Origin of the sequence: Klebsiella sp. 141153 (genome assembly GCF_032601995.1) — a bacterium.
In the GTDB taxonomy this organism is placed as follows: domain Bacteria; phylum Pseudomonadota; class Gammaproteobacteria; order Enterobacterales; family Enterobacteriaceae; genus Klebsiella; species Klebsiella aerogenes.
Genome location: NZ_JAQIRJ010000012.1, coordinates 1 through 24,802 on the forward strand (window position 1 = coordinate 1; position 24,802 = coordinate 24,802).

Sequence of the window (24,802 nt, forward strand, 5' to 3'; positions counted from 1 at the left end):
TCGTTGACGGCCGGCGTTTCGGTCTTCGCCCCCGCCTGCTGCGCCCCGGCCTGCTGCCAGGCGTTAAACAGGGCGATCGCCTGTTCGGAGATTTTGAATTGGTCCAGTAAATTATTAGTCATTATCCGGTAGGTTTTCTCTTTGGCGCCGCCGGGCATCACTTCCTCAGGTACGCTCAGCGGCGCCCCGGCATCAAAGGCGGCGGCATACATATCGTGCAGCACAATCTTGGACAGCAGGCTGCGGGCGTCGGTCTGCACCTTGCCGAGCTCCGCGGGCTTACAGTCGCCACCGACATCGGCATGCATCCCGGGGTAGACCACCTCCACCGCTCCCGCCGGGTATTTCCCGTCCGGACCGCGGATAGAGTCCAGCGGCAGGTCGCCGTGCTGCTCGTGGCCGGCGACAAAGTGGTAGCAGCTTTTTAAAAAACCTTTGGTGGTCGGTAGCCGCAGGCTGTTGGCCGCCCAGCCCAGATGACCGGTGGCCGACGGCAGGATATGCGGCACACCAACCGCAGAGACCGAATCCAGCAGCCCCATAAACTCGATACTGACGGGAATGCCCAGCAGCGTGGGTCCCCCCGGAACCACCGTCCCCGCCGGCAGCATATTTGTCGCATCGAGCGGCATTTTAGCGTCATCGAGCAGCGACTCCAGCCCGCGGGCGAAGGCGCGGGCGGTGGCGGCCCCCCGGCAGTAGCCGTAGACGAACAGCTTGATTTTGGCAATGCGCCGCTGCGAGCGCTGGATATGCAGCCGTGTTGGCTGCCGCGGCCACTGGTTGACCACGCAACCCAGATGGCCGTCGCAGAACTCATCGAGCGCGCTTTTACGGTTGAACTTCTGGGTCAGCCGCGAGAAGGGCCAGACGGTGGCCATACTGTTCCGGTATCTGGTCAGTTCGCTGTCTTCTATCCTTTCCTTTTTCACCGCATAGCAAATGCTGCTGTAGGTTTTAAGCAGCGCCTGATTGATACGGTCCTCACCGCCGTTAGCAAACAGCTCGCCGTCCAGCGAGTAGTGCCCTTCGTCAATCTCAGGAAAGCGCGCCCCACAGCCGGGAAAGTAATAGCTGAAGTAGCCGTCATCTTCCGCTGGCGGCGACTGTCCGTTCCAGTTTGCTGCATGGTAGAGGCGACCGATATTGGTCAACGGCGGGTTTCGCGAGCCGTACACTTCATCACCATCTTCTTCATTACAGCAGGTACCGTCGAAGAACAGGCTGATATGCAGGCTGGCCGGGCAGCCCGGTTCCGTTTTTTTGTCCGGTTGATGATCGGACTCTTTAACATACCCCTCCAGGTACTGCCTGGCGTAGTTGCCTTCGGTCTGCGTTCTGCTCGCTGGCAGGCGGCCGCGCTCGTTGTATTCGGTTTTCTGCTGCGTGGAGTTATCCGCGGGCTTTTTGTCATCCGGCCCGGGAAACTTTGGCGGTAGGCTGGCCGCTTCTGCGGTGGAGGTTTTGACTGCGACCGGAGTGGCACCGGTCTGAAAAGCCGCAATAAGCGCCTTCAGGGCATTCAGCGTGGAGTCTGCGGTGTCGGACATACGATGTTCTCCTTAACATGGTCAAATAATATTTTTTTCGCTTTTTCATCCTCATCGGGCGCACGATGTATCGGATATTCCGGAGATGAGCGATCGTGACAAGAACGAACAATTCTTACCTTATCGCAGGGAAAAATATGCACTTCAAAGCCACAGGCCTGTCCCTTCTCCCAGCGCTCAATGGGAACGGTGATCGGTCCATGGCGCTGATAGTATTGTGAATAGTTGTCAGGCATATCGCTTATTTTCATCCAGGAGTTAGGGTCGGAAGTCCAGGTGATTTTTGCCGTCAGCCCCGGCCGCCAGTCGTTGGGCACCATCACACAGCAGAAGCCGCCGCCGCCGCCGTAGGAATTGGCTCCAGGCCCGCCGTAGCCGTTCACCTGCACCGAAACAATGGCATCCGGACCGTGGTTTAAGACGTTTATATCAGCGCCGCTCATGCCGTCGCGACTGTGATCGCGGCAGGCCGTCAGCAGGCAGAGAAAAACGGCGGCCAGCACCGCCAGCCCGCCGGGCAAAATACGGATATGCTTTATCATTGATGTGTCCTTACAAATACAAAGTGATGACTTATTAATAAATGGCGTAATTAAATGCTTGTATTTATGCTAATAGATGAACCTCCATATATAACTGATGATGATATTTGTAGCGGTCAAATAAAATGGGCCGCTACAAATATCAATACCGGTTTCTCATAGACCAGAGCCGGGCAATATTAGTCAGCAGCGAATTGTGTATGCAGGCTGGCGGGACAGCCCGGCTCCGTTTTTTTGTCCGATTGATGTTCAGACTCCCCGACATATCCTTCCAGATACTGCCTGGCGTAGTTGCCTTCGGCCCGCGTTCTGCTCGCCGGCAGGCGGCCGCGCTCGTTGTATTCGGCTTTCTGCTGCACAGAGTTATCGGCAGACTTTTCTCCGTTTTTATCATCCGGCCCGGGAAACTTCGGCGGTAAGCTGGCCGCTTCCGCGGTGGAGGTTTTAACCGTGACCGGGGTGGCGCCGGTCTGAAAAGCCGCAATAAGCGCCTTCAGGGCATTCAGCGTGGACTCTGCGGTGTCGGACATACGATCTCCTCCTTGATATGTTTGAAAATGATCTTATCCGCTCGTTGCTCCCAGTCAGGAGGAGACTGGAGTACCGGGTAGCCCGGCTGCCCAGGCGGGATGCAGGAACGCACTATCCGCACTTTATCGCAGGGGAAAATATGCACATCAAAGCCACAGGCCTGCCCCTTCTCCCAACGTTCGATAGGGACAGTAATCGGCCCATGTTTCTGATAGTGAGTTTCATAATCGTCCGGCATCTCACTCGATTTCATCCAGGAGTTAGGGTCGGAAGTCCAGGTGATTTTTGCCGTCAGGCCCGGTCGCCAGTCGTTGGGCACCATCACGCAGCAGAAGCCGCCGCCGCCGCCGTAGGGATTCGCCCTTGGCCCGCCGTAGCCGTCAACCTGCATAGAAACAATGGCGTCTGGACCGTGGTTATAGACATTTATATCAGCGCCGCTCATGCCGTCGCGACTGTGGTCGCGGCAGGCCGTCAGCAGGCAGAGAAAAACGGCGGCCAGCACCGCCAGCCCGCCGGGCAAAATACGGATATGCTTTATCTTTGATGTGTCCTTACAAATACAAAGTGATGACTTATTAATAAATGGCGTAATTAAATGCTTGTATTTATGCTAATAGATGAACCTCCATATATAACTGATGATGATATTTGTAGCGGTCAATGAATATTGGCCACGATAAATATTCTCAGCAGTTATTTCATATCCGTTCGTGCGTGTATTAATTATTTCGCCGATATTAAGTTCAATAATTGTTTTACTCGCAGGCCCGGCAGGACGCTATTATCGTAAAAATCCAGCATCTGCGGCGAACCCAGCTGCGCCACGATGCCGGTGTGGGCAAAGTCATAGCCCCACGCCGCGTGGTCCAGCCGATCCTTGTCGATAAACGGTACCTCACGCGGCCCCACGCTCTGCGCAGGCGGCGCAGCAGACGGTATTTTTCGGCCCCAGCGGGCGGGAATATATCTCCAGCCCGGCAGGCACCGTTTCCGCCATCTTCATCGTCGGTAGTTCCGGCGTCAGCGCCACCACCGATAGCCACGGAATGGTGCGCAGATAGTGCGGCCACAGCATGCTAACCAGCCCTTCGGTAAGCTCAGGCAGGTCGTCATCAATCTTTTCCCGCAAGCGCTCCATGGAAAAAGCAACCCCTTCAAATAGACGCTCTACGTAGGGATCCGGCGTACCGGCTTTGTCGAGATCCAGCATCGAAATAGCACAAGGTTAAATCATCGATCGTATGTTATCCGTTACTCGTCCATGACGAGCATCAGGCGTTTAAACGCACAGCACCGCCGCGCGGGCGGGGTCAATAGCAATCAGGTCCGCCAGCAAACGGTCCATCTGCGACTGCAGACGAGCTCTTTCCGTTTCGCTGCGTCCGGCCTTACCGCGCAACAGCCGCAGATGACGCGCTCGGACTTCAAACAGTAGTTCCGGTTCCCATTGCGCCAGTGACAGCGTGGCTGCCAGCACGTCCAGTTCCGCCAGCAGATGTTGCGCCAGTTCGTTTTTCCCGCTCTGCTCGGCAATCCGCGCCATCAATAATCGCAGTAACCAGCGGCTTCTGGGGGTGGTGATACCCGGACGATGTTGCAGCCAGGTCAGCGCCGCCTCAGCGCCATCGCTGTCGACCAGAGCCAGCGCCTCCGGCTCTAACTGAAGGATGTTGTCGTCGCCGGAAGCGGTGACGGCGCGGGAAGCGGTGTCGTCCAGCCAGATGGTTGCATTATCCAGCACCTGTTGCTGTATCCAGTTCAGCGTCACCTCATCGGCAAACGGCGTACCATCGTTAAACGCCAACCCTTCCAGGCCGATCAAACGTGCCAGCAGTCCTTGCAGATCATGCTGAATAATAGCGGCCTGCGCGTCGCGCCCGGATTTCAACAGCGCCTGGTGAACATACCACTGCAGATCCAGCCACAGATGGTTTGCGCCGCGGGAAAACATCTCGCTGGCCTGCTCGAGTAATTCCATCCAGCTCTGTTGGAGATACAGCCTTTTCAGCAGCGCCCGCTGGTCCGGTTTTGGCGGATCAATACGAGTTCTGCCGTCCGCCAGTAACGGCGGCAACTGATGCAGCGTATCATGGCGAATGCTCTTTATCAGGTGGTGGGCAGAGAGCCAGCCATCCGGCTGGTCGCTGAGATACTTTGCCAGCACCCGCGCCTGCGTCAGCAGCTCCTGACCAGAGGTGATACCGCTGAGCACTGGCGCGCTGCCCCCCACCGCCGCTAGCGGCGCATCGCTGATATTCTGCGGGACCACAGCTTCTGGCCCGCCGGATTTCATTAACCGGGTTTCGAGGGCGGCGCACAACGCGCCGGGGACCGCCCCTTCTTGCGTCTGCTCCATGATCAGCAACGCGCCGGTGATACGTAGCGCATCGCTGTTGCATACCTCCGGGTATAACGACAGGCTGTCGAGCATGCGCTGGCTCGCCAGCCAGTCAAGGGCAGCTCTCCTGCTGCGATCCCGCTGCGGGTGTAGACTCACGCCAAAACGCTGCATTAATCCAGCCAGTAATTCCAGCCCATCAGCCAGACCCGCTTCGCCATCGCGGTGCAGGCGGGCCCAGGCGTAGTATGAGGCGACGCGGATATCCTGGGTGACGGTGGTCAGCAGCTTTTCCGCAAGCTGACAAATCAGATCGGTATTGGCGCCGGATAGCTTATTCACTTCTTCGCGCATCAACTGGAAATCATCGTCATAGCCGGGATCATCGCCCGTTGGTTGCTCGGTCGTGACCGGCTGCAGCCAGTTTTCCCACAGCAGCAAACGCTGCTGGGTCTGTGCGGCCAGCGCTTCCGGCGCTACCTGGCTCGCACTAATCAATGTAAGAACTGATGCCATTAATAAAGATCCTCCCTGCGCTGTTCACTCTCCGCCTCGCAGCCCCATACGGACTCCGCCCCGCTGTCGCTCATTCCCGACGGGCTGTTGACGGGGAGTGTCTTACCAAATATCAACGTGCGCTGCGCATCGGCGAAATTCACCACTTCGCTCTGCGCCTCTTCCTGCAGGGTGAAATAATAGAATATGCCGACTTCAGCCAGCAGGCGCTGAATAAACGCCAGGTCGCTCTCGCGATACTGGTTTATCTGTTCGCGTTTTGGGTAGCTTTGCTTGAGATTAAATTCATATTCCCAACCATGCAGGTTATGCTCCTGCGGTTGTGTTGCGCTCACGGCCCAACGAACTCATCCAGGTCATATTTTTTCTCCATAAGACCGCAATGCCCTGCAGATAGTGTTCTGCTTGCCCATCGCCCGCGCCATCCTGTACCGGGATGGGGTTGACGCTAAGAAATTCTCATCAGGAGTGGCTAAATTCCATGACCACGTCGCCTTCTTCATCGACATCCAGAGAAAGGCTCTGCGGCTTCAACCCTGCCGCCAGATGGCTCAACAGTTGCTGACTCAGCACCGGTAGAATTTGTTGATTAAGCAGGCTGTCAATGTTACGCGCGCCGGTATCCGGCAGCAGGCAGGCGTCCGTCAACGCGTCGTACAAGCTTTCGGCAATATCGGTTGTCATACCGTAGTGACGATACAAACGCTGGCTGACCTGGTTGAGTTTCATGTTGACAATTTTGCGCATCGCCAGTTGGCTGAGCGGACGGTAAATAATGGTCTGGAAACGCGCGAGCAGCGCTGGTTGAAAATGTTCTCGCAGCACCGGGCGCAACAGGTCATGTAAATCGGATTCTGTCGCTTCCGGCCGCTCCTCCAGCCTCTGCATCAGCCGATCGCTGCCGAGGTTTGAGGTCATCAGGATCACCGTATTGCGAAAGTCGATTTCGCGTCCCTCGCCATCGCGCATAAAGCCACGGTCGAACACCTGGTAGAACACATTCATCACATCACGATGCGCTTTTTCCACTTCATCAAGCAGTACCACGCTGTACGGGCGTTTGCGTACCGCTTCGGTGAGAATACCCCCTTGACCGTAGCCGACATAACCGGGAGGCGAACCTTTCAGTTGGGACACCGTATGCGGCTCCTGATATTCGGAAAGGTTGATGGTAATCAGCGATCTCTCACCACCGAACAGCTCATCAGCCAGCGCCAGCGCGGTTTCCGTTTTTCCAGTGCCGCTCGGACCGACAAGCAGAAATACGCCCTGCGGGCCGTTATCCGGTGCAAGCCCGGTTTTGGTCGCCCGCAGTCTCTTGGCAATGGCGTTTAGCGCCATATCCTGCCCCACCACTCGTTTATCCAAATGAGATTCGAGACTCAGCAGTTCCGTCTGCTCGTCCTTCAGCAATGAAGAGAGCGGTACCCCGGTCCAGTCGGCAATCACCGTTGCTACGGTACGTAAATCGACATCCAGCCCCAGCAACGGATGGTTATTCTGGACGCTGGCAAGTTGGCTCTGTAATGCGCCGATCTCCTTGCGGCGGGAAGGATCGGCTCGGCAGCTCAGCAGTTGCTCGGTCAGCTTCAGTTCCAGGCCGTACTGCGTTTCCAGATCACCAAGCTGTAAAATAATACGCGATTCTTCCAGCTCAATTGCCGCCAGCCGCGCTTCGTCGCTACCGCTACCGACCATGGCATCTTCCAGCAACGCCTGTTTTTCCATTTCCAGCGCCGTGATTTGCGCTTTCATACGCGTCAACAATTCCGGCACCGTATCGATTCCCATGCGAATGCGGGCCGATGCGGTATCCAGTAGGTCCACCGCTTTATCTGGCAACTGGCGGCCGGTGAGATAGCGTCGGGAAAGTGTCACGGCAGCGCGAATGGCTTCATCGGTGATATGTACCCCGTGATGCTGAGCATAGCGAGATTTCAGCCCGCGTAGCATCAGACAGGCGGTGTCATCGTCCGGTTCGTCGACTTTGACCATCTGGAAGCGGCGCTCCAGCGCGGCATCACGCTCGAAGTACTGCTTATACTCACTCCAGGTCGTGGCGGCGATAGTTCGCAGTTCGCCGCGCGCCAGGGCCGGTTTGAGCAAATTAGCGGCATCCGCGCCACCGGCCTGGTTGCCTGCGCCGATGATAGTATGAGCTTCATCGATAAACAGCAGCACCGGAACAGGCGACTGCTGTACCGCTTCGATAATGTTCTTAAGCCGCTGTTCGAATTCCCCTTTAACGCCTGCGCCGGCCTGCAGTAAGCCGAGATCCAACGTACGCAATGAAACCGGCTTCAGACTGTCCGGCACGTTGCCCTCCGCGATACGCAACGCCAGCCCTTCGACCAGCGCAGTTTTGCCGACACCGGGTTCGCCAACCAGGATTGGGTTGTTTTTTCGCCTGCGCGACAGGATATCCACCATTTGACGAATTTCGTTATCGCGACCAAAGACCGGGTCGATTTTGCCTTCGCGGGCGCGAGCAGTGATATCAAGGGTAAATTTGTCCAGCGCGTTCTGTAACGCAGGGGTCATCTCAGCGGACTTCACGCCCGATTCCACGGGGCGGCCGACAAACTCCACATCGCCAACGTGGCCTGGTTCATCTGGCTGTAATTCCGGGCGCTCATCAGACTGCATATCTAATAGTGGTCGCAGGTGTTCAAGCTGCGCTTGCCCCAACGTTAACAGCGGCCACAGACTGTCACAGCGCACCCGCGTTGGGTTGCTGACTAACGCCATCAGTAGATGAACACTGCGTAGAGAGGTCTCGCCCGCCAGTGAAGCCCTTAACCACGCCTCCTGCATCAGGCTCTGGATGCTGCCGGACAGCTGCGGCCGGCTGTGTACCGAGCGCGGAAGCGTTTCCAGAAAAGAGAGCAGATCCTGCCAGATAGCGTCCATATCCCACTCATAACGCCGCGCTAATACGGTCAGGTCTCCCTCGCCCTGCTCCAATAGTTTTAGCAGCCAGTGTTCGGGAAGGATTTGCGCATGCGCGCGGGCCTGGCACAACGAAGCGGCGCCTTCCAGGGCGCGGGCGCAATAAGGGTTTAAACGGCGTAACAGAATGGCTGGGTTTTCCATGAGGCTCTCTCTTTGTCGATTCCGGACACGCTACCGCCCATCGCCGTTTCCCGTGATGCAGGAGACCAAAGCGCACAAGGTCGGGCAGGCTGATTATTTTTGCTAAAAGCCAACGGTCACTGGCGCTTAGCAAAAAAGCAGACGGCGAACCGCCTGCTTCGGGCGTCAGGCTGTCGTTCGTTCATTCCATGAATCGGAATGAATGATGTTGCCGTCTTTATAGGTCCAGGTGATTTTTTCGTAGCGCAGTTCAATCTGCTCAAGATGGCTGTGCTTCTCGTAGGCTGGGTTCTTGATGTCGTGCATCAGCGGATTGACCTTCACCACTTTCACGTTTTCCAGTTTGGTGTTGAAGTATTCCACTTCCTGACCAGCATCATTGATTTTGTACCACTTGAATTCGGCAGACTTCAGCGTCTGGCCGGTAGTCACCGCCTTGTAGAGATAGGGGCTTGAGGAGTCGATTTCCTTGGTAAACAGAAACGGCGTGTGGATACGCGTGCCGGTTAGCTTTCCGGTGTTGTTGTCGGTCGGGATGTACAGGTTATGCTCCTGCGCCACTACTTCGATGCTGCCTTCACGATCTTTCACATCTACGGAACCTTTAATGTCCGCCCCGCCGTCGTCTTTCAACCATAAATAGACTGGTATTGCCATGTTAATTACTCCATTTCATTTTTTAACACGCCATCATCCTGAGATGGCGCAGGTGTGTTGTCTGTCGCCAGACAGGCTGTAGCCTGTCGAGCCAGACGACTTGGATAGTGACAGGCGTGTTACCCCTTCGCCTTCGGCATCTGGCTAACCAGAGACAAATTGACGTCCATGCCTTCCACCTGGAAGTGCGGCACCGCGAACAGCTTGACGCGGAAGAAGCCAGGGTTATCCTCGATATCTTCCACTACCACTTTCGCATCACGCAGCGGATGTGAGGCCTGCAGCTCGTCGCCCGGATCGGTCATTTCCGTAACCAGGCCACGAACCCAGGTATTGAGCTCCAGCTCAAGCAGGCGGCGATCTTTGGTGGTGCCGATGTTCTCGCGTTGGATCAGTTTCAGGTAGTGGGCGATGCGCGATAGCAGGAAGATGTACGGCAGGCGGGCGTTGATACGGCTATTGGCTGTCGCATCCGCGGTGTCGTACAGCGCGGGTTTCTGAGTTGAGTTAGCTGAGAAGAAGCAGGCATAGTCACGGTTCTTATAATAAGACAGCGGAATAAAGCCCAGATTGGCGAATTCGAACTCACGGGTTTCCGGGATCATCACCTCGGAAGGGATTTTCACCTGATTTCCTGTGCCGAGATCATAGAGGTGGATGGGAAGATCTTTCACCGCGCCGCCCGCCTGCGGGCCACGGATTTGCACGCACCAGCCGTTTTGAATAAAGCTGCGTACCATGTTCGAGGCGAAGGCGAATGACGCGCTGGTCCACAGATACTTTTCGTGATCCGGCCCCTTTACCTGCTCAATGTAGTTAAAGCTGCGCACCGGAACCGTGTCCGGCCCATACGGCAGACGGCCCAATACCCGCGGCATGACCAGGCCGATATAGCGCGAGTCATCGGTATCGCGGAACGATTTCCATTTAATGTACTCAGCGCGATCGAAATAGTTGCCGATATCTTTAATTGCCGCGACTTCTTCCATTGAATCCTTGAGGAAAAATTTCGGCCCTACGGCGCCGATAAATGGCATATGCGCCGCAGCGGAGACTTTCGAAATATTACGCAACAGCGCCATGTCCTGCGGGCTGGCGTCAAACTCGTACGCCGATATTACCGATCCTATCGGCTCGCCGCCGGGGGTGTCGTATTCGGCGGTGTAAGTATGCCAGTACAGGCCGCTCTGTATCACCTCTGGCGCATCTTCAAAATCCTGACGTAAATCGTCTTTGGACACATCGAGGATTTCGGTTTTCACGTTCTGGCGATAGTCGGTGTTATCTACCAGTTGCTTCAGGCCGCGCCACAGAGATTCCACCTTCTGGAACTCCGGGTGATGCATAACAGCATCAAGTTGACGGCTTATACGAAAATCCAGGTCCGCGATGTGGTGGTCAATAAGCGTTTTATCGAGTTTCTCCACCTGCTGGCCGGATTGACGAATGCAGTCCATAAAAACCTGCATCGCCGCGGTCAGGCGTTCCCCCGCCGTGGCCTCTGATAGCGCCGCGTCGTCCAGAAAGACATTAATATCGCCAAGGCTTGATGCCGGGCTCAGATTGATTTTTTCAAACAGAGAAGCGTAAACGCTTTCTTTGTTCATTACGGCAGTTTGCCCCTGCACGGGGTTCGTTTCAGTATTTACAGACATCAGCATATTCCCGGTTAATCCATTAAAAGAGATGACCGCCGTTTACTTCCCGGCAAGGGCACTCATTTCGGCGCGTAATTCGCTGGACAGAGCTGGATCTTTAAGGATTCTCTCAAGCTCTTTTCTGAAAGTAGCGTTATCAAGCAGGTTCGATTTGAGATCGCGTAATAAATTACGCATCGCCAGCATGGCGCGGAGTTGAGGGATTTGCCGGGCAACCTGTTCGGGCTCAAAGTCTTTTATATCGGAAAAACGCAGTTTAACATTGTCTTCTGAGTTATCCCCAGCCAGCGTATTCTCAACGGTGAGATTGATCTCTGGGTTAAATTCAGAAAGCACACTATTAAAATTATTCTTATTGATATCTATTTTCTGGCGCTCGGCCAATGGTCGATGCTCTTTTCCATTACTGAAATCACCAACGGTGAGCAGTTTAAGCGGTAGTTCAACCTTCTTCTGCGCCCCCCCGGTATGTAAGGATAATTTTAAATTAATACGTGCCTTCGGCACCTCATTCTGGAATGAATCAGCCATAGCGGTCCCTTTTCCTTAAGGAATGATTGCGGAGTAAATTTCGTTTTATTCACAACGTTATGTTTAAAGAAATCAGGGCAATATATCAACCAGCAGATACGAAGATCCAGAGATAACAAGTCATTTAATTGGCATAGATCAATATCGCCGGCAAGCAATCATTTCAACCAATAACTTATGCAATCTCAACACGATAACCAATATATAATTCACTCAATCACAGATGGAAACTATTTAAATGTGATAAATTCAACTTTCAGCGTCGAAATAAAATAGTTCCTTTTAATAAATGAATTATTAAAAGGAACTATTAATAGAGACGTTAATAAAATAGCATTTTGGGTGTCAAAAACTACCAGACTGGCGTAGGCCAGTCTGGTATTCCCGTAAAAAACATTCTCTCAGAACCAGGCCTCAAACATACCGCCGATGTTCAGCGAATCCAGCCGCTCGTCGCTGGTGCCGTCTACTTTCGCGGTGTGCTCGTTATCCACCTGGCCGCCGGTAACATAGAAGCGCAGCATCGGGCGGAACCCCGGCCCCATGCCGATGGCGATGTTCTGCGACAGCGTCAGCTTCCAGCCGTGGTTATCCCCGCCCTGGTCGTAGTCAACGCGCTGGTAGCCCGCTTCCAGCCAGGTCGAGTGCACGTCGTTCCAGAAGTACATCGGCCGGACGATCGCACCGTAGTTTTTACGGTTATCGGTATTGTCCTTGCCGTTGTCGTAATCGTGGAAGGCCAGCAGATACTCGATCTGCGCCTGCTGAGTGAATTTATGGCTGCCCTCGAAGCTGGCATAGACCGTGGTCAGGTCGTCGGTCTTGTTATAGACGCTGTTATCCGAGTTGTCGGAGTAACGCAGAATAACTTTGTTCACCCCGCTGTCGTTGCTATGGCTCAGCACCAGCCCGCCCTGCCAGGCATCGAGGCGCGCGTCGCTGTCCACCGCTTTTGAGTCAAAGCCGTAGTTGGCATATACCTCGACGTCGATCGGCCCGGCCTTGATGTTGTGGGTTTTGGTGGTCAGCGCGTAGTGATCGTTGTCGCCGGTATCGGAGCTGCCGGTACAGGTGATGCGCGACGGGTTGGTCTCGTCGGCCATCACTTCCGGGCTACAGGATTTCACCTGCGACACCGTCGCCACGTCGAACTGCACGCCGCCGATATCGAAATTCTTCACCCCGGCGCCCTGGCCGTCGTGGTTCATCCAGAAGTAGTCGTTGATCCCCTGTTGTGGGCGCTGGTGGAAGTCGCGGCCGGCCCAGATATAGGCGTTGGGGTTAGATTCGAGGACGTTGGTGACGCCGACGTAGGCTTTTTTCAGGTTAACCTCGTCGCTCCAGTGGTCAAACATGACGTTGAGATCCCAGATGGCCCCCTGCGCGCTTTTGAACGCTTTGCTGATCTGGAATTCGCCGCCGTTGCTTTCGTTGCCGAGACGGCCGATCGCCGAGGCGCCGTTATAGGAGCCGTCGACGCCGACATATTTCTGGTCGCCGGTCTGGAAGTGGGCGCCATAGCGGGCGTAACCGCTAAATTTCAGGCCGAAAGGGATCGCCAGATCCGGCGAAGCCGCGGTGGTTTGCGGGTTGGTTATAACATCGACCTTCTTATTAGCCGCGGCGTCGATTTTGGCCTGGCGGTCGGCCAGCGCTTTATCGACGGCTTTCGCGACGATGGCGTCGATCTGCTCCTGGGTAAATTCTTGGGCTGTTACAGAGGTAAGCGGAGAAAACACGGCGATGACCGCCATAGTTAATGGAAGCTTTCTTATCATTGTCATCATTATCTCAATAGAGGTTAATTTTATTCAGGCAATAACAATCTCACTCTGGCCACGCAGAATATGTTGCTACTGTGAGAACAATTTAATTTTTATTTTGTTCGACTACAGAGGTTTTATACGAATAACGTTCTCCTTTCCCACAATTAAATTAATGATTAGCGCTAAAACAAGCAACGCCGCAGAGACTTGCCAGTTGAATTTCATTGTATGGTGAACAAAACCATTAATCGCGCTGCACTTGACCTAAGATTGCATGAACACTCCAATATTGGTGGATGTAAGAAATGTAACAACTATGACACATCCTGTATTCTATAAACCGGCTGCTCAATTACGTTATTTCACTCAGCGATTGAGAAAACACTCAAATGTGAGCCATATCGCAAATATCACTTTCATATATTCAACATCATAAAATCCATATAGAGTACAGAGATAATGCCAAACGGCCTTTGCTTTGAGGATCACAGAAGTAAAAAAACATAATTAATTAATTTAAAAACGTAATAGATTCTTCGCGATCTTTTGTGTCAGAAAGTGTTTCACATTCACACAACAAACCGGAGTCTGCTCAGAATGAGTAAAAACATAATGCAAAATCGCAATGATGAATATCATAAATTAACTCGCGGGGAACGTATTGGCTACGGTATGGGCGATTTTGCGCAAAACCTGGTTTTCGGCACGATCGGCGGCTTTCTTGCTCTACATATGTTGACGGTAAATACGATCAGTACAGCCACTGCGGGGTTCATTTTTCTTTTTGTCCGAATCATCAATGTTTTTTGGGATCCGATGGTTGGAACCTATGTGGACAAAAGGACCTCCGCGGCAGGGAAATATCGTCCCTGGCTATTAAGAGCCGGAGTGCCGCTAGTGATTCTTTCCGCTTTGCTTTTTGCCCCCATTCCGGGCGTCAGAGGCTCCGTACCGTTTGCTTTTATCATCTATTTAGCGCTGGATTTAGTCTATTCCCTGGTCAATATACCTTACGGTTCTCTTAATGCCTCGCTAACCAGAGATCCCGAATCAATTGATAAATTAACCAGTACGCGAATGATGCTGGCTAATAGCGCCAACCTTTTAGTCTATACCCTGTTTCCGATGTTCGTACAAATGGCTTCACCAAAAGATCGTAGCCTCAAGGATACTGGTTTTTTTGGCATTGAACTCAACCTTGGTAACTATACCGACCCATCAGCGAATTACGCCTGGTTCGGCGTCTACTCCGTTTATATGTTATTAGGCGCGGTGGCACTTTTTATTTGTTATAAATTCACCAAAGAACGCGTCGTTGCAACCGCAGAACAGACGGCGAATGTCAAAACAACCGATCTGTTCCTTGAGCTCAAAAATAACCGTCCTCTTGTCATTCTTGGACTATTTTTCATGCTGGCCTTTACCTTCATGTTCTTTATGAACACGGTAAATGGCTTTTTCAATCAGTATGTGGTTGGTCACTCTGAGTGGATGGGCGCCGTCGGTCTGGTCGCCTCAATACCGGGTATTGCGTTCCCTATTTTTTGGCCAAAACTTAAGAAAATTTTTGGTAAGAAAGGCTTCTTCCACATTTTCCTGGGGATGTTTATTGTCGGTGAGTTATTAACGTATGTCTGGTCACGGGAAGGTATGCACGATGCGCTGTGGCTTGCTTATATCGCCACATTTATTAAACAGTGGGGCTTAACCTCAGCCACCGGATTTATGTGGGCACTGGTACCTGAAGTGATTGCCTATGGCGAATTAAAGTCTGGTAAGCGAAATGCGGCAATCATCAACGCGATTATGGGACTCTTTTTCAAGATTGGCTTTACCATCGGGGGCGCTATTCCTCTGTGGTTGCTGGCCGTCTATGGTTTTAATGAAACCGGCGCGCAACAAAGCGCGAGCGCTATCGACGGGATCATGATGACAGCGGTCTGGATCCCCATCGCCTTAGCGATTGTCTCGATGATCATCATGCAAATTTATCCTATCTCAGACAAACACGTCAGCGACATTAACCGCCAGCTTGATGAGATTCGGGTGTAAAACCAATACGATTAAATTTATAAAGGTATAATGATATGTCTCTTATCCAAAACCCTATTTTGCGTGGCTTTAATGCCGACCCCAGCATTATCCGTGTTGAGGACACCTACTATATAGCCAACTCGACGTTTGAATGGTTTCCCGGCGTCCGTTTGCATGAGTCAAAGGATTTGCAGCACTGGAATCTGCTGCCGTCACCATTGTCGACCACTACTCTTTTAGATATGAAAGGCAATCCGTCTTCAGGCGGCATCTGGGCTCCGGCGCTCTCTTATGCGGATGGCAAATTCTGGTTAGTGTATACCGATGTGAAAGTCACCGAGGGTGCCTTTAAAGACATGACAAACTACCTGACCACCGCAACTGATATTCGCGGCCCGTGGAGTTCGCCGGTCAAACTTAATGGCGTAGGTTTTGATGCTTCACTTTTTCATGATGATGATGGCCGTAAATATATCGTGCAGCAAACGTGGGACCATCGAGAGTACCATCATCCTTTTGACGGCATTACCTTGACTGAACTCGATACTAAAACGCTAAAACTGATGCCCGAAACAGCAAGAACCATTTATCGCGGTACCGCGGTGGCGCTCGTTGAGGGGCCGCATCTCTATAAACTGCACGGCTATTACTATCTCTTTGCCGCTCAGGGGGGAACGGTATTTACTCATCAGGAGGTGGTGGCGCGTTCCACGACATTAAACGCCGATAGCTTTGAAACTGAGCCTGGGGAGGTATTTTTAACTAACGTTGATACCCCTGACAGCTATATCCAGAAACAAGGACACGGGGCTTTGGTTTCGACGCCCGAAGGCGAGTGGTATTATGCTTCGCTGTGCGCTCGTCCATGGAATCGCCCTGGTGAGTCAATTTATGATCCACGCGGTTGGTCCACGCTTGGCCGGGAAACGGCTATCCAAAAGGTGTACTGGGATGACGATGGCTGGCCACGAGTGGAAGGCGGTCACGGCGGTAGAACGTTTGTCGAGGGACCAAAAGACGCCATTTATACCGAAAGCACGAAAGACAACAGCCAACATGATGAATTTACAACACCAGCGCTCAATCTCAACTGGAATACCCTTCGGGTACCTTTTAGCGAAAAAATGGGTAGCACAGGCAACGGAAAGCTAACCTTAATCGGTCAGGGGTCATTAGCGAACACCCATGACCTGTCGTTGATTGCCCGCCGCTGGCAAGCCTTTTACTTTAATGCTGAAGTTAAAGTAGTCTTTAATCCCTTTAGTTACCAACAAATGGCCGGGTTAACAAATTACTACAACGATCGCCACTGGAGTTTTGCTTTTATCACCTGGAATGAAATTAACGGCAGAGTCATTGAGGTCGCCGAAAACAACCGTGGAAAATATACTTCATATTTGAAAGATAATGCGATTAAGGTTCCTGAAAACGTCGAATACGTATGGTTACGGACGAAAGTCAGGAAGCAGACCTATAGCTATGAGTATAGTTTTGACGGCATCGCGTTTATTGAAATCCCGGTGATATTAGATGCCGCTGTTCTTTCTGATGACTATGTCCTGCAGAGCTATGGCGGTTTCTTTACTGGGGCATTTGTAGGTCTTGCTGCAGTAGACTACTCCGGTTATGACGTCAGCGCCGAGTTTTACCATTTCGATTATCAGGAACTGGGCGACTCATTAATTGGCGATGATGTTTATAGCTGGGAGGCTGGCGAGCTACGTGCTGGTTAGTTTGATGAACATCTTTTATAGTCAACCTGGCGCAGATTAACCCGGTAAGATGAAAGCGAAGATCTGTGGATTGGCAATGTTTATATCAGGACGGTGGGTTCCCCCACCGTCTCATTATGACTTTTCTACTGCTTTTTAACCCCCAGACAACCGCGAACAAATTCAGGATTAAAGTGTTTCACCGCTTCACCCACATAGCCTAAATCCAGTGCGCTGATATGCGCCATTTCGCTGTCAGTCAGTGAGAAATCCCAGATTGCAAAGTTCTCTGCAATCCGTTCCTGCCGAGTGGATTTAGGAATCACCGTGACACCGCGCTGCACGTTCCAGCGCAGGACAACCTGAGCAATGGTTTTTTGATGAGCAGCGGCAATCCCCCGAAGCATTGCATCTTCATAAGGTTTATATCTGCCACCGCCTAACGGCGCCCAGGCTTCAGGCTGAACGTTATAATGCTTCATGGTTTCCAGCGCTGCGGGTTGCGCAAAGTAAGGATGCAGTTCGACTTGATTGACCATAGGTTTAATTCTGACGGTTTCGCAAAAGTTGGCCAAGACATGCGCATAGAAGTTGGACACGCCAATGGCTTTCAATTTACCGGCTTCATAAGCCTGTTCCAACGCGCGCCAGGCGCTGAAATAATCGCCCATGGCCTGATGCAATAAATAGAGATCGAAGTAATCCAGGCCCGATTTTTTCAGTGACGCCTCGATACCGGCTTTGGCCATATCGCCATTGGCCATGTCCTGAACCCACAGTTTTGAGGTAATAAATAATTCCTCACGGGTACACAGCCCTTCGGCGATAGCTTCACGAACCGCCTCGCCCACGGCGTCTTCATTGCCATAGACGGCAGCGGTATCAATCAGGCGATAACCGGTACGAATAGCGCTTAATACCGACTGCTTACACTCTTCTTTATCGGTAACCTTAAACACGCCAAAACCGACCATCGGCATGTTGAGGTTGTTACTTAAAACTGTGTATTCCATGAAAAGGCTCCCGTCATGTGAAAACATCATTTTAGGCCCGGAATGCCAACATGATTAGTCTGTCATTTCTGATTTGACCTATGCATTGAATTCATAAATACAGGTAGGTTGATTGGCGCAACGCTACAGAGCGGCGAACGTATTGAATTAATGCCGGATATGAAACGATGATTAAGACTGAACCACAAAATATTGCTGCTATTTACCCTCATGCTCTTCACCCAACGTTAATCGTCAGGGCCGCAATTGATTATTAGATAGTCTTTTTAAGTAACTCTGATAACATGCCTGTAAAAAATGGGCCACCCTGGCGACCCATTTTTTACTCGTGGCGATTAGAACAGAATGCAGAAATAATATATGTCGCAAAAACAATAACATTCTATTATCACATTGTATTGTGAACGCGACATCAAGTTACGACATGCCATTATGCATATATCTAACTAATCTTAATATCATCGAAGTTGATATCTTCCTCTTCTTGATCGTTATTAATAACAACATCGCGAGGAACATCTTTTTTGATGACAGCATAGATGGTTGCTGTTACTAAAATATCAACTATTAATGCCATAATACCTGCCATAGGATTTGACATTGTTGGGAGCATTAATACCCCGCCAAAAGGTACAGTTGCATCCGCACCATAAACCATGGTGATTGCACCACCACAAGCACCGCCGATTGCCGCTGCTGCAATACCGCGAACGATATCATTCATCACTATAGGGATAGATCCTTCAACAATATTCACTACCCCCATAGGAACCGCCGACTTCAACATTTCGATTTCTTCGTTATTATAGATATTTTTGCGAAGCAGCTTAGCGATAAAAAATGCAAGCCCAAAACCGATAGGTGTTGCCGTGTTGACTAACTGAAGGGCCGTAACTGGCTCATTTATACCCTGTGCCTGGAGGGTTAAGACGAATGCAAAGCACGTTTTATTGATCGGCCCACCAAAGTCAACGATACACAACGCCCCAATAACAGCACCTAACACTAAATTAGATGAAGTTCCCATACTTCTCAGGAACGATGTGAGTGCATCGGTAAAAATACCAATAGGCGTGCCGATGATATAGACCATGAGCAGAGCACTGAAAATGGATGCAAAAAATGGCACAATCAATGTCGGCATTAAACCCCGAGCCCAGCCAGGAACCTTCACATTTTTAATGATAGCAAGAGCAATATACCCGGAAATGTAGCCGCCGATCATTCCCCCGATAAAACCCGCACCAATAGCATTAGCGGCCAGACCGACAACAAAACCAGGGGCAATACCGGGCTTACCTGCGATCGAACCGGAAATTCCGATAGCAATAACGACGGGTAATAGTCCGAGTGCCTTAGCTCCCATGGTAGCGAAAGCCTGCCACAGATCAAATTGACCCGATACTAAAGTGTCCTGAACCGTCCCGCCAAAACCCATACCGATGGCAATAATAAACCCAGCGCCACAGACAATCGGAATCAAGAATGAGATGGCAGTCAGCAGATGACCTTTAGGGTTTGCTGCTTTCCATATTTCTTTTATATTCATAAATTACGCCCTTTATTTTATATAGGATACGCATAGGTAGGGGTTATGAATTGACTAATTCACCAAGCTTTTCAATAAGCTTATTTGGTGATTTAACTGCCATTTCCGTTGGTACTTTGACGACTTTCTTTCCGGCAAACCTTTCTTCACCGGAAACTTTAACATCGGCGGCTAACAGAACAATGTCGGCTTGTGCAATTTCTTCAGCGGTCAAGGCATTCTCAATACCTATAGTGCCTTGCGTTTCGATTTTGACATTGTGACCGGCCTTTTTTGCAGCTATTTCAATTTTCTTTTGCGCAATATAGGTGTGTGCAATACCTACAGTGCAGGCTGTAATTCCAACAATATTCATAACTATTCTCCAGAATGGTTTTTTAGATACTATGGCAGATCTGACAATTAATTTAAGCGCTGGCACCTTCAGCATTTAAAAGATCAATAATTTTTTGAGTGGAATCTTCCATCAGCAATTTTTCTACTATCTCTTCATCGGCAAGTGAACCTGAAACCTGGGATAATAATCGGATGTGGGTAGTATTTTGATCCACCAGGCATACAGCAAATAAAATAATACAACGAACGTCACTACCATCCATCGTTTCCCAGGGGATATGATGTTGGGTTCGTCCAATGGCCAATGCCGTACGGGCTACGCCTGAGGATTTACCATGCGGGATCGCTATATGATTTTCGAATCCAGTGGAGCCCTGTTCTTCACGTAACCAAACATCTTTCAGAAAAATATCTTTATTAATAACTGCTCCATCACGTACTAATAAGTCAGCTAATTCTTCAATTGCTTCTTCTTTACTCTTAGCCATCATGTTCAATTTGATATTTTTTACGTTCAGTACACTCGAAATGTCCATAAGTTACCTTCGTTAATATAAATAATCATTATTAATCAGCGATACCAGCTTCTGCCACCATGCAGTCTGCCAAACCTGTCGGGGCGCCTCGGTGGCCGGACAGCATCAATAGATAGCATCCGCAAGCGTGCGACGAGGCGCCGCACGCGAACTCCAGATATAAAAAGGGTTACAGCGCTCTCAACCATATAAATCTAACGCGAAGGCAAAAAGACAGACCGGTTAAATAGACTCTTTGCACCGCACAATGGCTCAATACGGCTGAGCGCGCTGCAATTTTCAGGCAGCGATTTCGCGTTGATAGATATCGACCATTTTATCCCATGCATCGCTGACATTATCCGCCAGGGAGAACAGGCCCGAGGTTCCCACAATAAAGACGTCAACGCCCGATTGGGAGATAACATTAAAAGTTTTCTCGTTACAGGAGCCGTCAATTTCGGTCAGATAGTGGTACCCATGCGCTTCGCGCATCGCGATCAGCTGTTTAATTTTATTGAGCGACTCCGGGATAAACTTCTGACCTGCGTAGCCTGGGTCAACCGACATGACGGTCACTTTATCCAGCAGGTGCGCGTACTCTTTAATAGCATCCGCCGGTGTAGCAGGGTTCAACACCACGCCGCAGCGACGACCAGCGTCTTTAATCTGGTTCAACAGACGGAATATTTTGTTATTCGCCGTCTCAGGGTGGAAGCTGATAATATCGGCCCCGGCATCAATACACATTGGAATTATATCTTCCGGGTGATTCACCATTAGATGTACGTCGATCGGCACATCGGTAATTTTTTTCAGGTTTTCGATAAAAAACGGTGATAGCGTAATATTCTTCACATAGTTACCGTCCATAATATCGACGTGATAAAAATCAGCCCGACCGTTCATTGCCGTAATTTGCTCTCTGAATTGCGTTAAATCCATACACATTAACGAGGGCGAAAATTTAGCTGCCATACCTCACCTCTTTAAAATTAGTTAGTTAAACAGTGACACGACATGCCCAAGAATGATGCCAACAACGCCAAAGTCCGCATCGCCAAAGGTGGTGGATGCAAAGCCAAGGTCGCCCATCAGGGGCAGCAAAATCGCGGGCAAAAAAGAAATCAACAGACCGTGGGCGAATGCCCCCACCACCGCGCCGCGACGACCGCCGCAGATGTTGCCGTAAACGCCCGCCGTCGCGCCGCAGAAAAAGTGCGGCACCAGGCCGGGAACAATGACGCTCAGGCCAAGCAGCGGACACAGGAACATACTCACCAGACCAGCGGCAAAACTTGACAGGAAGCCGACGATCACCGCGTTCGGGGCGAACGGAAAAACGGTTGGACAGTCGAGCGCCGGTTTCGCGTCTTTCACCAGCTTGTCGGCGATGCCTTTAAAGGCCGGAACAATTTCGGCAATAATCATGCGAACACCCGCAAGGATGATCCACACGCCTGCCGCGAAGGTCAGCGATTGGATAATGGCGAAGATAATAAAGTTCTGACCACCACTGATGCTGGTCTCAACAAACTCTTTACCTGCGACCAGTACCAGAATCAGGAACAGAATCATCATCGTCAGCGAGATGGCTACCGAGGAGTCACGCAGGAAGTTCAGCGTTTTCGGCACTTTCAGCTCTTCAATCGACGGGCTGCCTTTACCGATCGCCTTCCCCACCAGCGCCGACAGCAGATACCCGGTTGAACCAAAGTGGCCCAGCGCCAGGTCATCAGTGCCTGTAATTTTGCGGGTAAATGGCTGCAGAATAGCCGGAGAGACCACCATCATGATACCGAGGATTACTGCCCCCACCAGTACCACCCAGAACGGCGACAGACCGCCGACAGAAAGAATGACAGCCAGCATCGCCGACATATACAGCGTGTGGTGGCCGGTCAGGAAGATGTATTTCAGCGGCGTAATACGGGCAAGGACGATGTTAAACAACATCCCCAGCACCATGATCATGGCTGTCGCAGTACCGTAGTTTTTCTGCGCCAGCGCCGCCATGGCGTCAGTATTGGGTACAACCCCCTGAATATGGAAGGAGTGCTCAAACAGCTGGCTAAACGTCGTTAACGTCGTGGCGACAATCGCCGCCCCGGATGTTAATATCACAAACCCCATAATGGTTTTGAGGGTTCCGGAAATAACGTCGGAAACTGCTTTTTTCTGCAATAATAAGCCGATCAGGGAAAACAGACCGACCAGTATTGCTGGTGTGCCCAACACATCATGAATAATAAACTGCAGCATAGAATGACTCCGTAAGGCCGCAAATAATTAATCAGAGATTCTCGGAAAGAATTTCTTTGATTTTATTGTTATCCAGCAGGTTAGATAAACCAAAAACCTGTGCAGAATGGCTGGACAGATGTTCAGCTATATCCCTGGCGCTAAGAATAATATCGGCAGTTTCGCTTTTTGCTGAAGTCAGATCGGTATGGGAAACCTCTGCTTCTTTATTCAACTCTGTAATGATTTTTTTTACGTTCATTTCAACGATAAAGCTACTACCTAAACCGTTACCACAAACAATCAGAATCTTTTTCATCTCTACCTCATTATCCATTGATAACGGCTTGAATTGTTTTCATTGATGATGCTTTCAGCAGTGCTGAGAGTCGTTCATCATCGCTAAAAATGTCCGCCAGTGCTGTAATCATATTGATGTGTTCATCTCCCGAAAGCGCACACAGCATAATCACGACGTAAATAGGGTCATTATCTTCCGAATCAAAAGAAACGCCTTTTTTAATATGTAATAGCGATAGCCCGTTTTTAATAGCCCCTTGCTCCGGGCGAGCATGTGGCATCGCCAGACCAGGCGCTAAAACATAATAAGGACCAAGTTTTTGGTGGCTGTTAAAAATGGCCTGAATATAATTTTCAGTAATCGCCTCTTTCGCCAATAAGGGTTGGGCCGATAATGTAATTGCCTGTTTCCAGTCACTAATTGAATCTACAATCTGGATATTTTCCGTGGGTAGCCAGGTCGTAATCATAAATACCCCGATGGCGTTTAAGGTGCGCCTACTATAGTGGAATGCCTTTACGGCTTACCGTGATCTCCCTCGCAAAGTTAGCGCTAACATGGTAGCTGTGTTAAAATTATTGTTACCGCTAACTTGATAAACCATACTTATCATTACTTTGCTGTTGGGCAATGCGCAAAGCGCTAAATATCATTTACAATGGCTGCCCAGTCAGGCGAAAGGAGGAAATCAGTGCAGACGTTAGAAGCGGACGATGGCGCGAGAGAAAAACGCAGAAAAAATACCGGTAAAATTACGCTCGCTGAAGTAGCAAAACTGGTTGGCGTTAGCACAATGACCGTGTCTCGCGCGTTACGGATGCCTGAAAAAGTGAACCCTGAACTGCGCACACGCATAGAAGCAGCGGTAAGCGAACTGGGCTATGTGCCAAATCTGCAGGCCCGCAACCTTGCCTCCGCTGACTCTAGCCTGGTGATGGGCGTGGTTCCCTCTTTTTCCTCCCCGGGCTTTCTTGCCGTCTCCGAAACACTGCAGACCGTGCTTGCGACCCAGGGCTATAGCATGATGTTTATCGAATCCGGCCAGGGTGGACAGAGTGAAGAAAAAGCTTTTGCGCAAATGCTCGCTTACAACCCGGCTGCGATTGTTCAATTCAATATTGATAACATCAGCAGTTGTTCGCAAATGATAAGTAATACCGGCGTGCCGGTGGTTGAGATTGGCGCCATCAATCGTGATGCGAGCTGGGTTAGCATTGGTGTTGACTATGCTGCAGCCATCAAAAAGTTGGTCACCTCGCTTGTACAGGCCGGATACAAAAATATCGGCCTGCTTTGCACGGCTTCCAATAACATTATGTTTCGCCAGGTCCTGAGCGGCTGGAACAGCGCGATGCTCTCCGTTAACCACTCTCCGCATCGCGTGGTGACCTCTCACCTGGCGGCAGGTATTACGACCGGCCTGAACCTGCTCGGTGATATTCGTATCACCTGGCCCGAACTGGATGCGCTGATTTGCACATCCGATGAAATCGCCTGCGGTTGCATTATGGCCTGCCATGGCGCGGGGCAAAAAGTGCCCGACTCTCTGGCACTGGCAAGCCTGAGCGGAGGGACTCTTGCCGCCGTTTGTTCACCGGCGCTGACTGCCGTCGAATTTCCCTGGAGTGAAACGGGAACCCTCGCAGGACAGACATTGCTGGAGCTCCTGGCGGGTAATTCGACAGATAAATTCATTGAATTACCTTCAGCGTTACAAGTTCGCGCCAGCACCAGAAAGCCGTAGTTTTAGTGACATATTTATTGATTTGTTATCCCGCCAAATACGGCAGGATAACTATGAGTCAGAAAAGTGATGTTTTCATCTGCGGCGGGAAATGGTCAGAAAGAGAGACTGGCGCTGCAAGCCGCGCCAGTTCTGTGGTTAGCGATGGTTGCCTGACGCCATCAGGCAACCG

22 protein-coding genes and 2 pseudogenes are annotated in these 24,802 nt (G+C 51.0%); 3 read left to right on the top strand and 21 right to left on the bottom strand.

From position 1 onward, the window contains the following. From PGS10_RS20250 to PGS10_RS20310, 13 genes and pseudogenes are all read right to left on the bottom strand, one after another. Positions 1 to 1,550 (bottom strand): T6SS phospholipase effector Tle1-like catalytic domain-containing protein (locus PGS10_RS20250; protein WP_316423391.1); only part of this gene is annotated, 1,550 nt, incomplete at its 3' end. Then, positions 1,523 to 2,092 carry a DUF3304 domain-containing protein gene (locus PGS10_RS20255; protein ID WP_047042468.1) on the bottom strand — a complete coding sequence of 190 codons (570 nt, stop codon included), beginning with the start codon at positions 2,090 to 2,092 and terminating at the stop codon, positions 1,523 to 1,525. The genes PGS10_RS20250 and PGS10_RS20255, both read right to left, overlap by 28 nt. A gap of 179 nt (positions 2,093 to 2,271) precedes the next feature. After that, complete coding sequence (locus PGS10_RS20260; RefSeq protein ID WP_316423392.1) at positions 2,272 to 2,622, bottom strand: hypothetical protein; 351 nt, start codon at positions 2,620 to 2,622, stop codon at positions 2,272 to 2,274. After that, positions 2,595 to 3,146 carry a DUF3304 domain-containing protein gene (locus PGS10_RS20265; protein ID WP_316423393.1) on the bottom strand — a complete coding sequence of 184 codons (552 nt, stop codon included), beginning with the start codon at positions 3,144 to 3,146 and terminating at the stop codon, positions 2,595 to 2,597. The genes PGS10_RS20260 and PGS10_RS20265 overlap by 28 nt, the downstream gene beginning before the upstream one ends. Before the next feature lie 203 nt (positions 3,147 to 3,349). Further along, positions 3,350 to 3,535 carry a hypothetical protein gene (locus PGS10_RS20270; protein ID WP_015705642.1) on the bottom strand — a complete coding sequence of 62 codons (186 nt, stop codon included), beginning with the start codon at positions 3,533 to 3,535 and terminating at the stop codon, positions 3,350 to 3,352. A 19-nt stretch (positions 3,536 to 3,554) separates the two neighbouring features. Next, positions 3,555 to 3,851: pseudogene (locus PGS10_RS20275) on the bottom strand (type VI secretion system baseplate subunit TssF); the annotation flags it as partial. A gap of 54 nt (positions 3,852 to 3,905) precedes the next feature. Then, positions 3,906 to 5,480, bottom strand: a complete 1,575-nt coding sequence (gene tssA / locus PGS10_RS20280) for a type VI secretion system protein TssA (protein ID WP_045398046.1) — start codon at positions 5,478 to 5,480, stop codon at positions 3,906 to 3,908. 41 nt (positions 5,481 to 5,521) lie between these two features. Beyond that, positions 5,522 to 5,797 (bottom strand): annotated as a pseudogene (locus tag PGS10_RS20285) (contractile injection system protein, VgrG/Pvc8 family); the annotation flags it as partial. Between the two features lie 145 nt (positions 5,798 to 5,942). Continuing rightward, positions 5,943 to 8,573, bottom strand: a complete 2,631-nt coding sequence (tssH, locus tag PGS10_RS20290) for a type VI secretion system ATPase TssH (protein ID WP_316423394.1) — start codon at positions 8,571 to 8,573, stop codon at positions 5,943 to 5,945. A 165-nt stretch (positions 8,574 to 8,738) separates the two neighbouring features. Then, a complete protein-coding gene (hcp, locus tag PGS10_RS20295) occupies positions 8,739 to 9,230 on the bottom strand; it encodes a type VI secretion system effector Hcp (protein ID WP_015366299.1) in 492 nt (163 codons plus the stop codon). Positions 9,231 to 9,349: 119 nt separating this feature from the next. Then, complete coding sequence (tssC, locus tag PGS10_RS20300) at positions 9,350 to 10,885, bottom strand: type VI secretion system contractile sheath large subunit (RefSeq protein WP_316423395.1); 1,536 nt, start codon at positions 10,883 to 10,885, stop codon at positions 9,350 to 9,352. A 42-nt stretch (positions 10,886 to 10,927) separates the two neighbouring features. Then, the gene (gene tssB, locus PGS10_RS20305) at positions 10,928 to 11,419 is read right to left on the bottom strand and encodes a type VI secretion system contractile sheath small subunit (protein ID WP_015366297.1); all 492 of its coding nucleotides are present in this window, start codon (positions 11,417 to 11,419) and stop codon (positions 10,928 to 10,930) included. A 401-nt stretch (positions 11,420 to 11,820) separates the two neighbouring features. Continuing rightward, entirely contained in the window at positions 11,821 to 13,203 is a 1,383-nt protein-coding gene (locus tag PGS10_RS20310) for a carbohydrate porin (RefSeq protein ID WP_316423396.1), read from the bottom strand. Positions 13,204 to 13,797: 594 nt separating this feature from the next. Between PGS10_RS20310 and PGS10_RS20315 the strand changes: the two genes are divergently transcribed. Continuing rightward, complete coding sequence (locus PGS10_RS20315) at positions 13,798 to 15,237, top strand: MFS transporter (RefSeq protein ID WP_161801886.1); 1,440 nt, start codon at positions 13,798 to 13,800, stop codon at positions 15,235 to 15,237. 35 nt (positions 15,238 to 15,272) lie between these two features. Further along, positions 15,273 to 16,952, top strand: a complete 1,680-nt coding sequence (locus PGS10_RS20320) for a glycoside hydrolase family 43 protein (RefSeq protein WP_047047283.1) — start codon at positions 15,273 to 15,275, stop codon at positions 16,950 to 16,952. Positions 16,953 to 17,077: 125 nt separating this feature from the next. On the opposite strand, the gene PGS10_RS20325 is transcribed toward PGS10_RS20320, so the two are convergent. The 8 genes from PGS10_RS20325 to PGS10_RS20365 all read right to left on the bottom strand — a co-directional run bounded on the left by PGS10_RS20325 (position 17,078) and on the right by PGS10_RS20365 (position 23,355). After that, entirely contained in the window at positions 17,078 to 17,944 is an 867-nt protein-coding gene (locus PGS10_RS20325; RefSeq protein ID WP_316423448.1) for an aldo/keto reductase, read from the bottom strand. Positions 17,945 to 18,386: 442 nt separating this feature from the next. After that, a complete protein-coding gene (locus tag PGS10_RS20335; RefSeq protein ID WP_316423397.1) occupies positions 18,387 to 19,493 on the bottom strand; it encodes a PTS fructose transporter subunit IIC in 1,107 nt (368 codons plus the stop codon). A gap of 43 nt (positions 19,494 to 19,536) precedes the next feature. Continuing rightward, positions 19,537 to 19,848, bottom strand: a complete 312-nt coding sequence (locus PGS10_RS20340; RefSeq protein WP_001028229.1) for a PTS fructose transporter subunit IIB — start codon at positions 19,846 to 19,848, stop codon at positions 19,537 to 19,539. Positions 19,849 to 19,900: 52 nt separating this feature from the next. Then, positions 19,901 to 20,365: a PTS sugar transporter subunit IIA gene (locus PGS10_RS20345; protein ID WP_316423398.1), complete on the bottom strand. Its 465-nt coding sequence runs from the start codon at positions 20,363 to 20,365 to the stop codon at positions 19,901 to 19,903. A gap of 279 nt (positions 20,366 to 20,644) precedes the next feature. After that, positions 20,645 to 21,322 (bottom strand): D-allulose 6-phosphate 3-epimerase, encoded by a 678-nt coding sequence (gene alsE / locus PGS10_RS20350; RefSeq protein WP_032711805.1) that lies wholly within the window; start codon positions 21,320 to 21,322, stop codon positions 20,645 to 20,647. A 21-nt stretch (positions 21,323 to 21,343) separates the two neighbouring features. Next, the gene (locus PGS10_RS20355) at positions 21,344 to 22,606 is read right to left on the bottom strand and encodes a PTS ascorbate transporter subunit IIC (RefSeq protein WP_015366288.1); all 1,263 of its coding nucleotides are present in this window, start codon (positions 22,604 to 22,606) and stop codon (positions 21,344 to 21,346) included. 31 nt (positions 22,607 to 22,637) lie between these two features. Further along, complete coding sequence (locus PGS10_RS20360; protein ID WP_045393078.1) at positions 22,638 to 22,904, bottom strand: PTS sugar transporter subunit IIB; 267 nt, start codon at positions 22,902 to 22,904, stop codon at positions 22,638 to 22,640. Between the two features lie 10 nt (positions 22,905 to 22,914). Further along, positions 22,915 to 23,355 carry a PTS sugar transporter subunit IIA gene (locus tag PGS10_RS20365; protein WP_045393081.1) on the bottom strand — a complete coding sequence of 147 codons (441 nt, stop codon included), beginning with the start codon at positions 23,353 to 23,355 and terminating at the stop codon, positions 22,915 to 22,917. 189 nt (positions 23,356 to 23,544) lie between these two features. Between PGS10_RS20365 and PGS10_RS20370 the strand changes: the two genes are divergently transcribed. Beyond that, on the top strand, positions 23,545 to 24,630 hold the full coding sequence (locus PGS10_RS20370; protein ID WP_047047293.1) for a LacI family DNA-binding transcriptional regulator: 1,086 nt from the start codon (positions 23,545 to 23,547) through the stop codon (positions 24,628 to 24,630). Positions 24,631 to 24,802 lie beyond the last annotated feature (172 nt).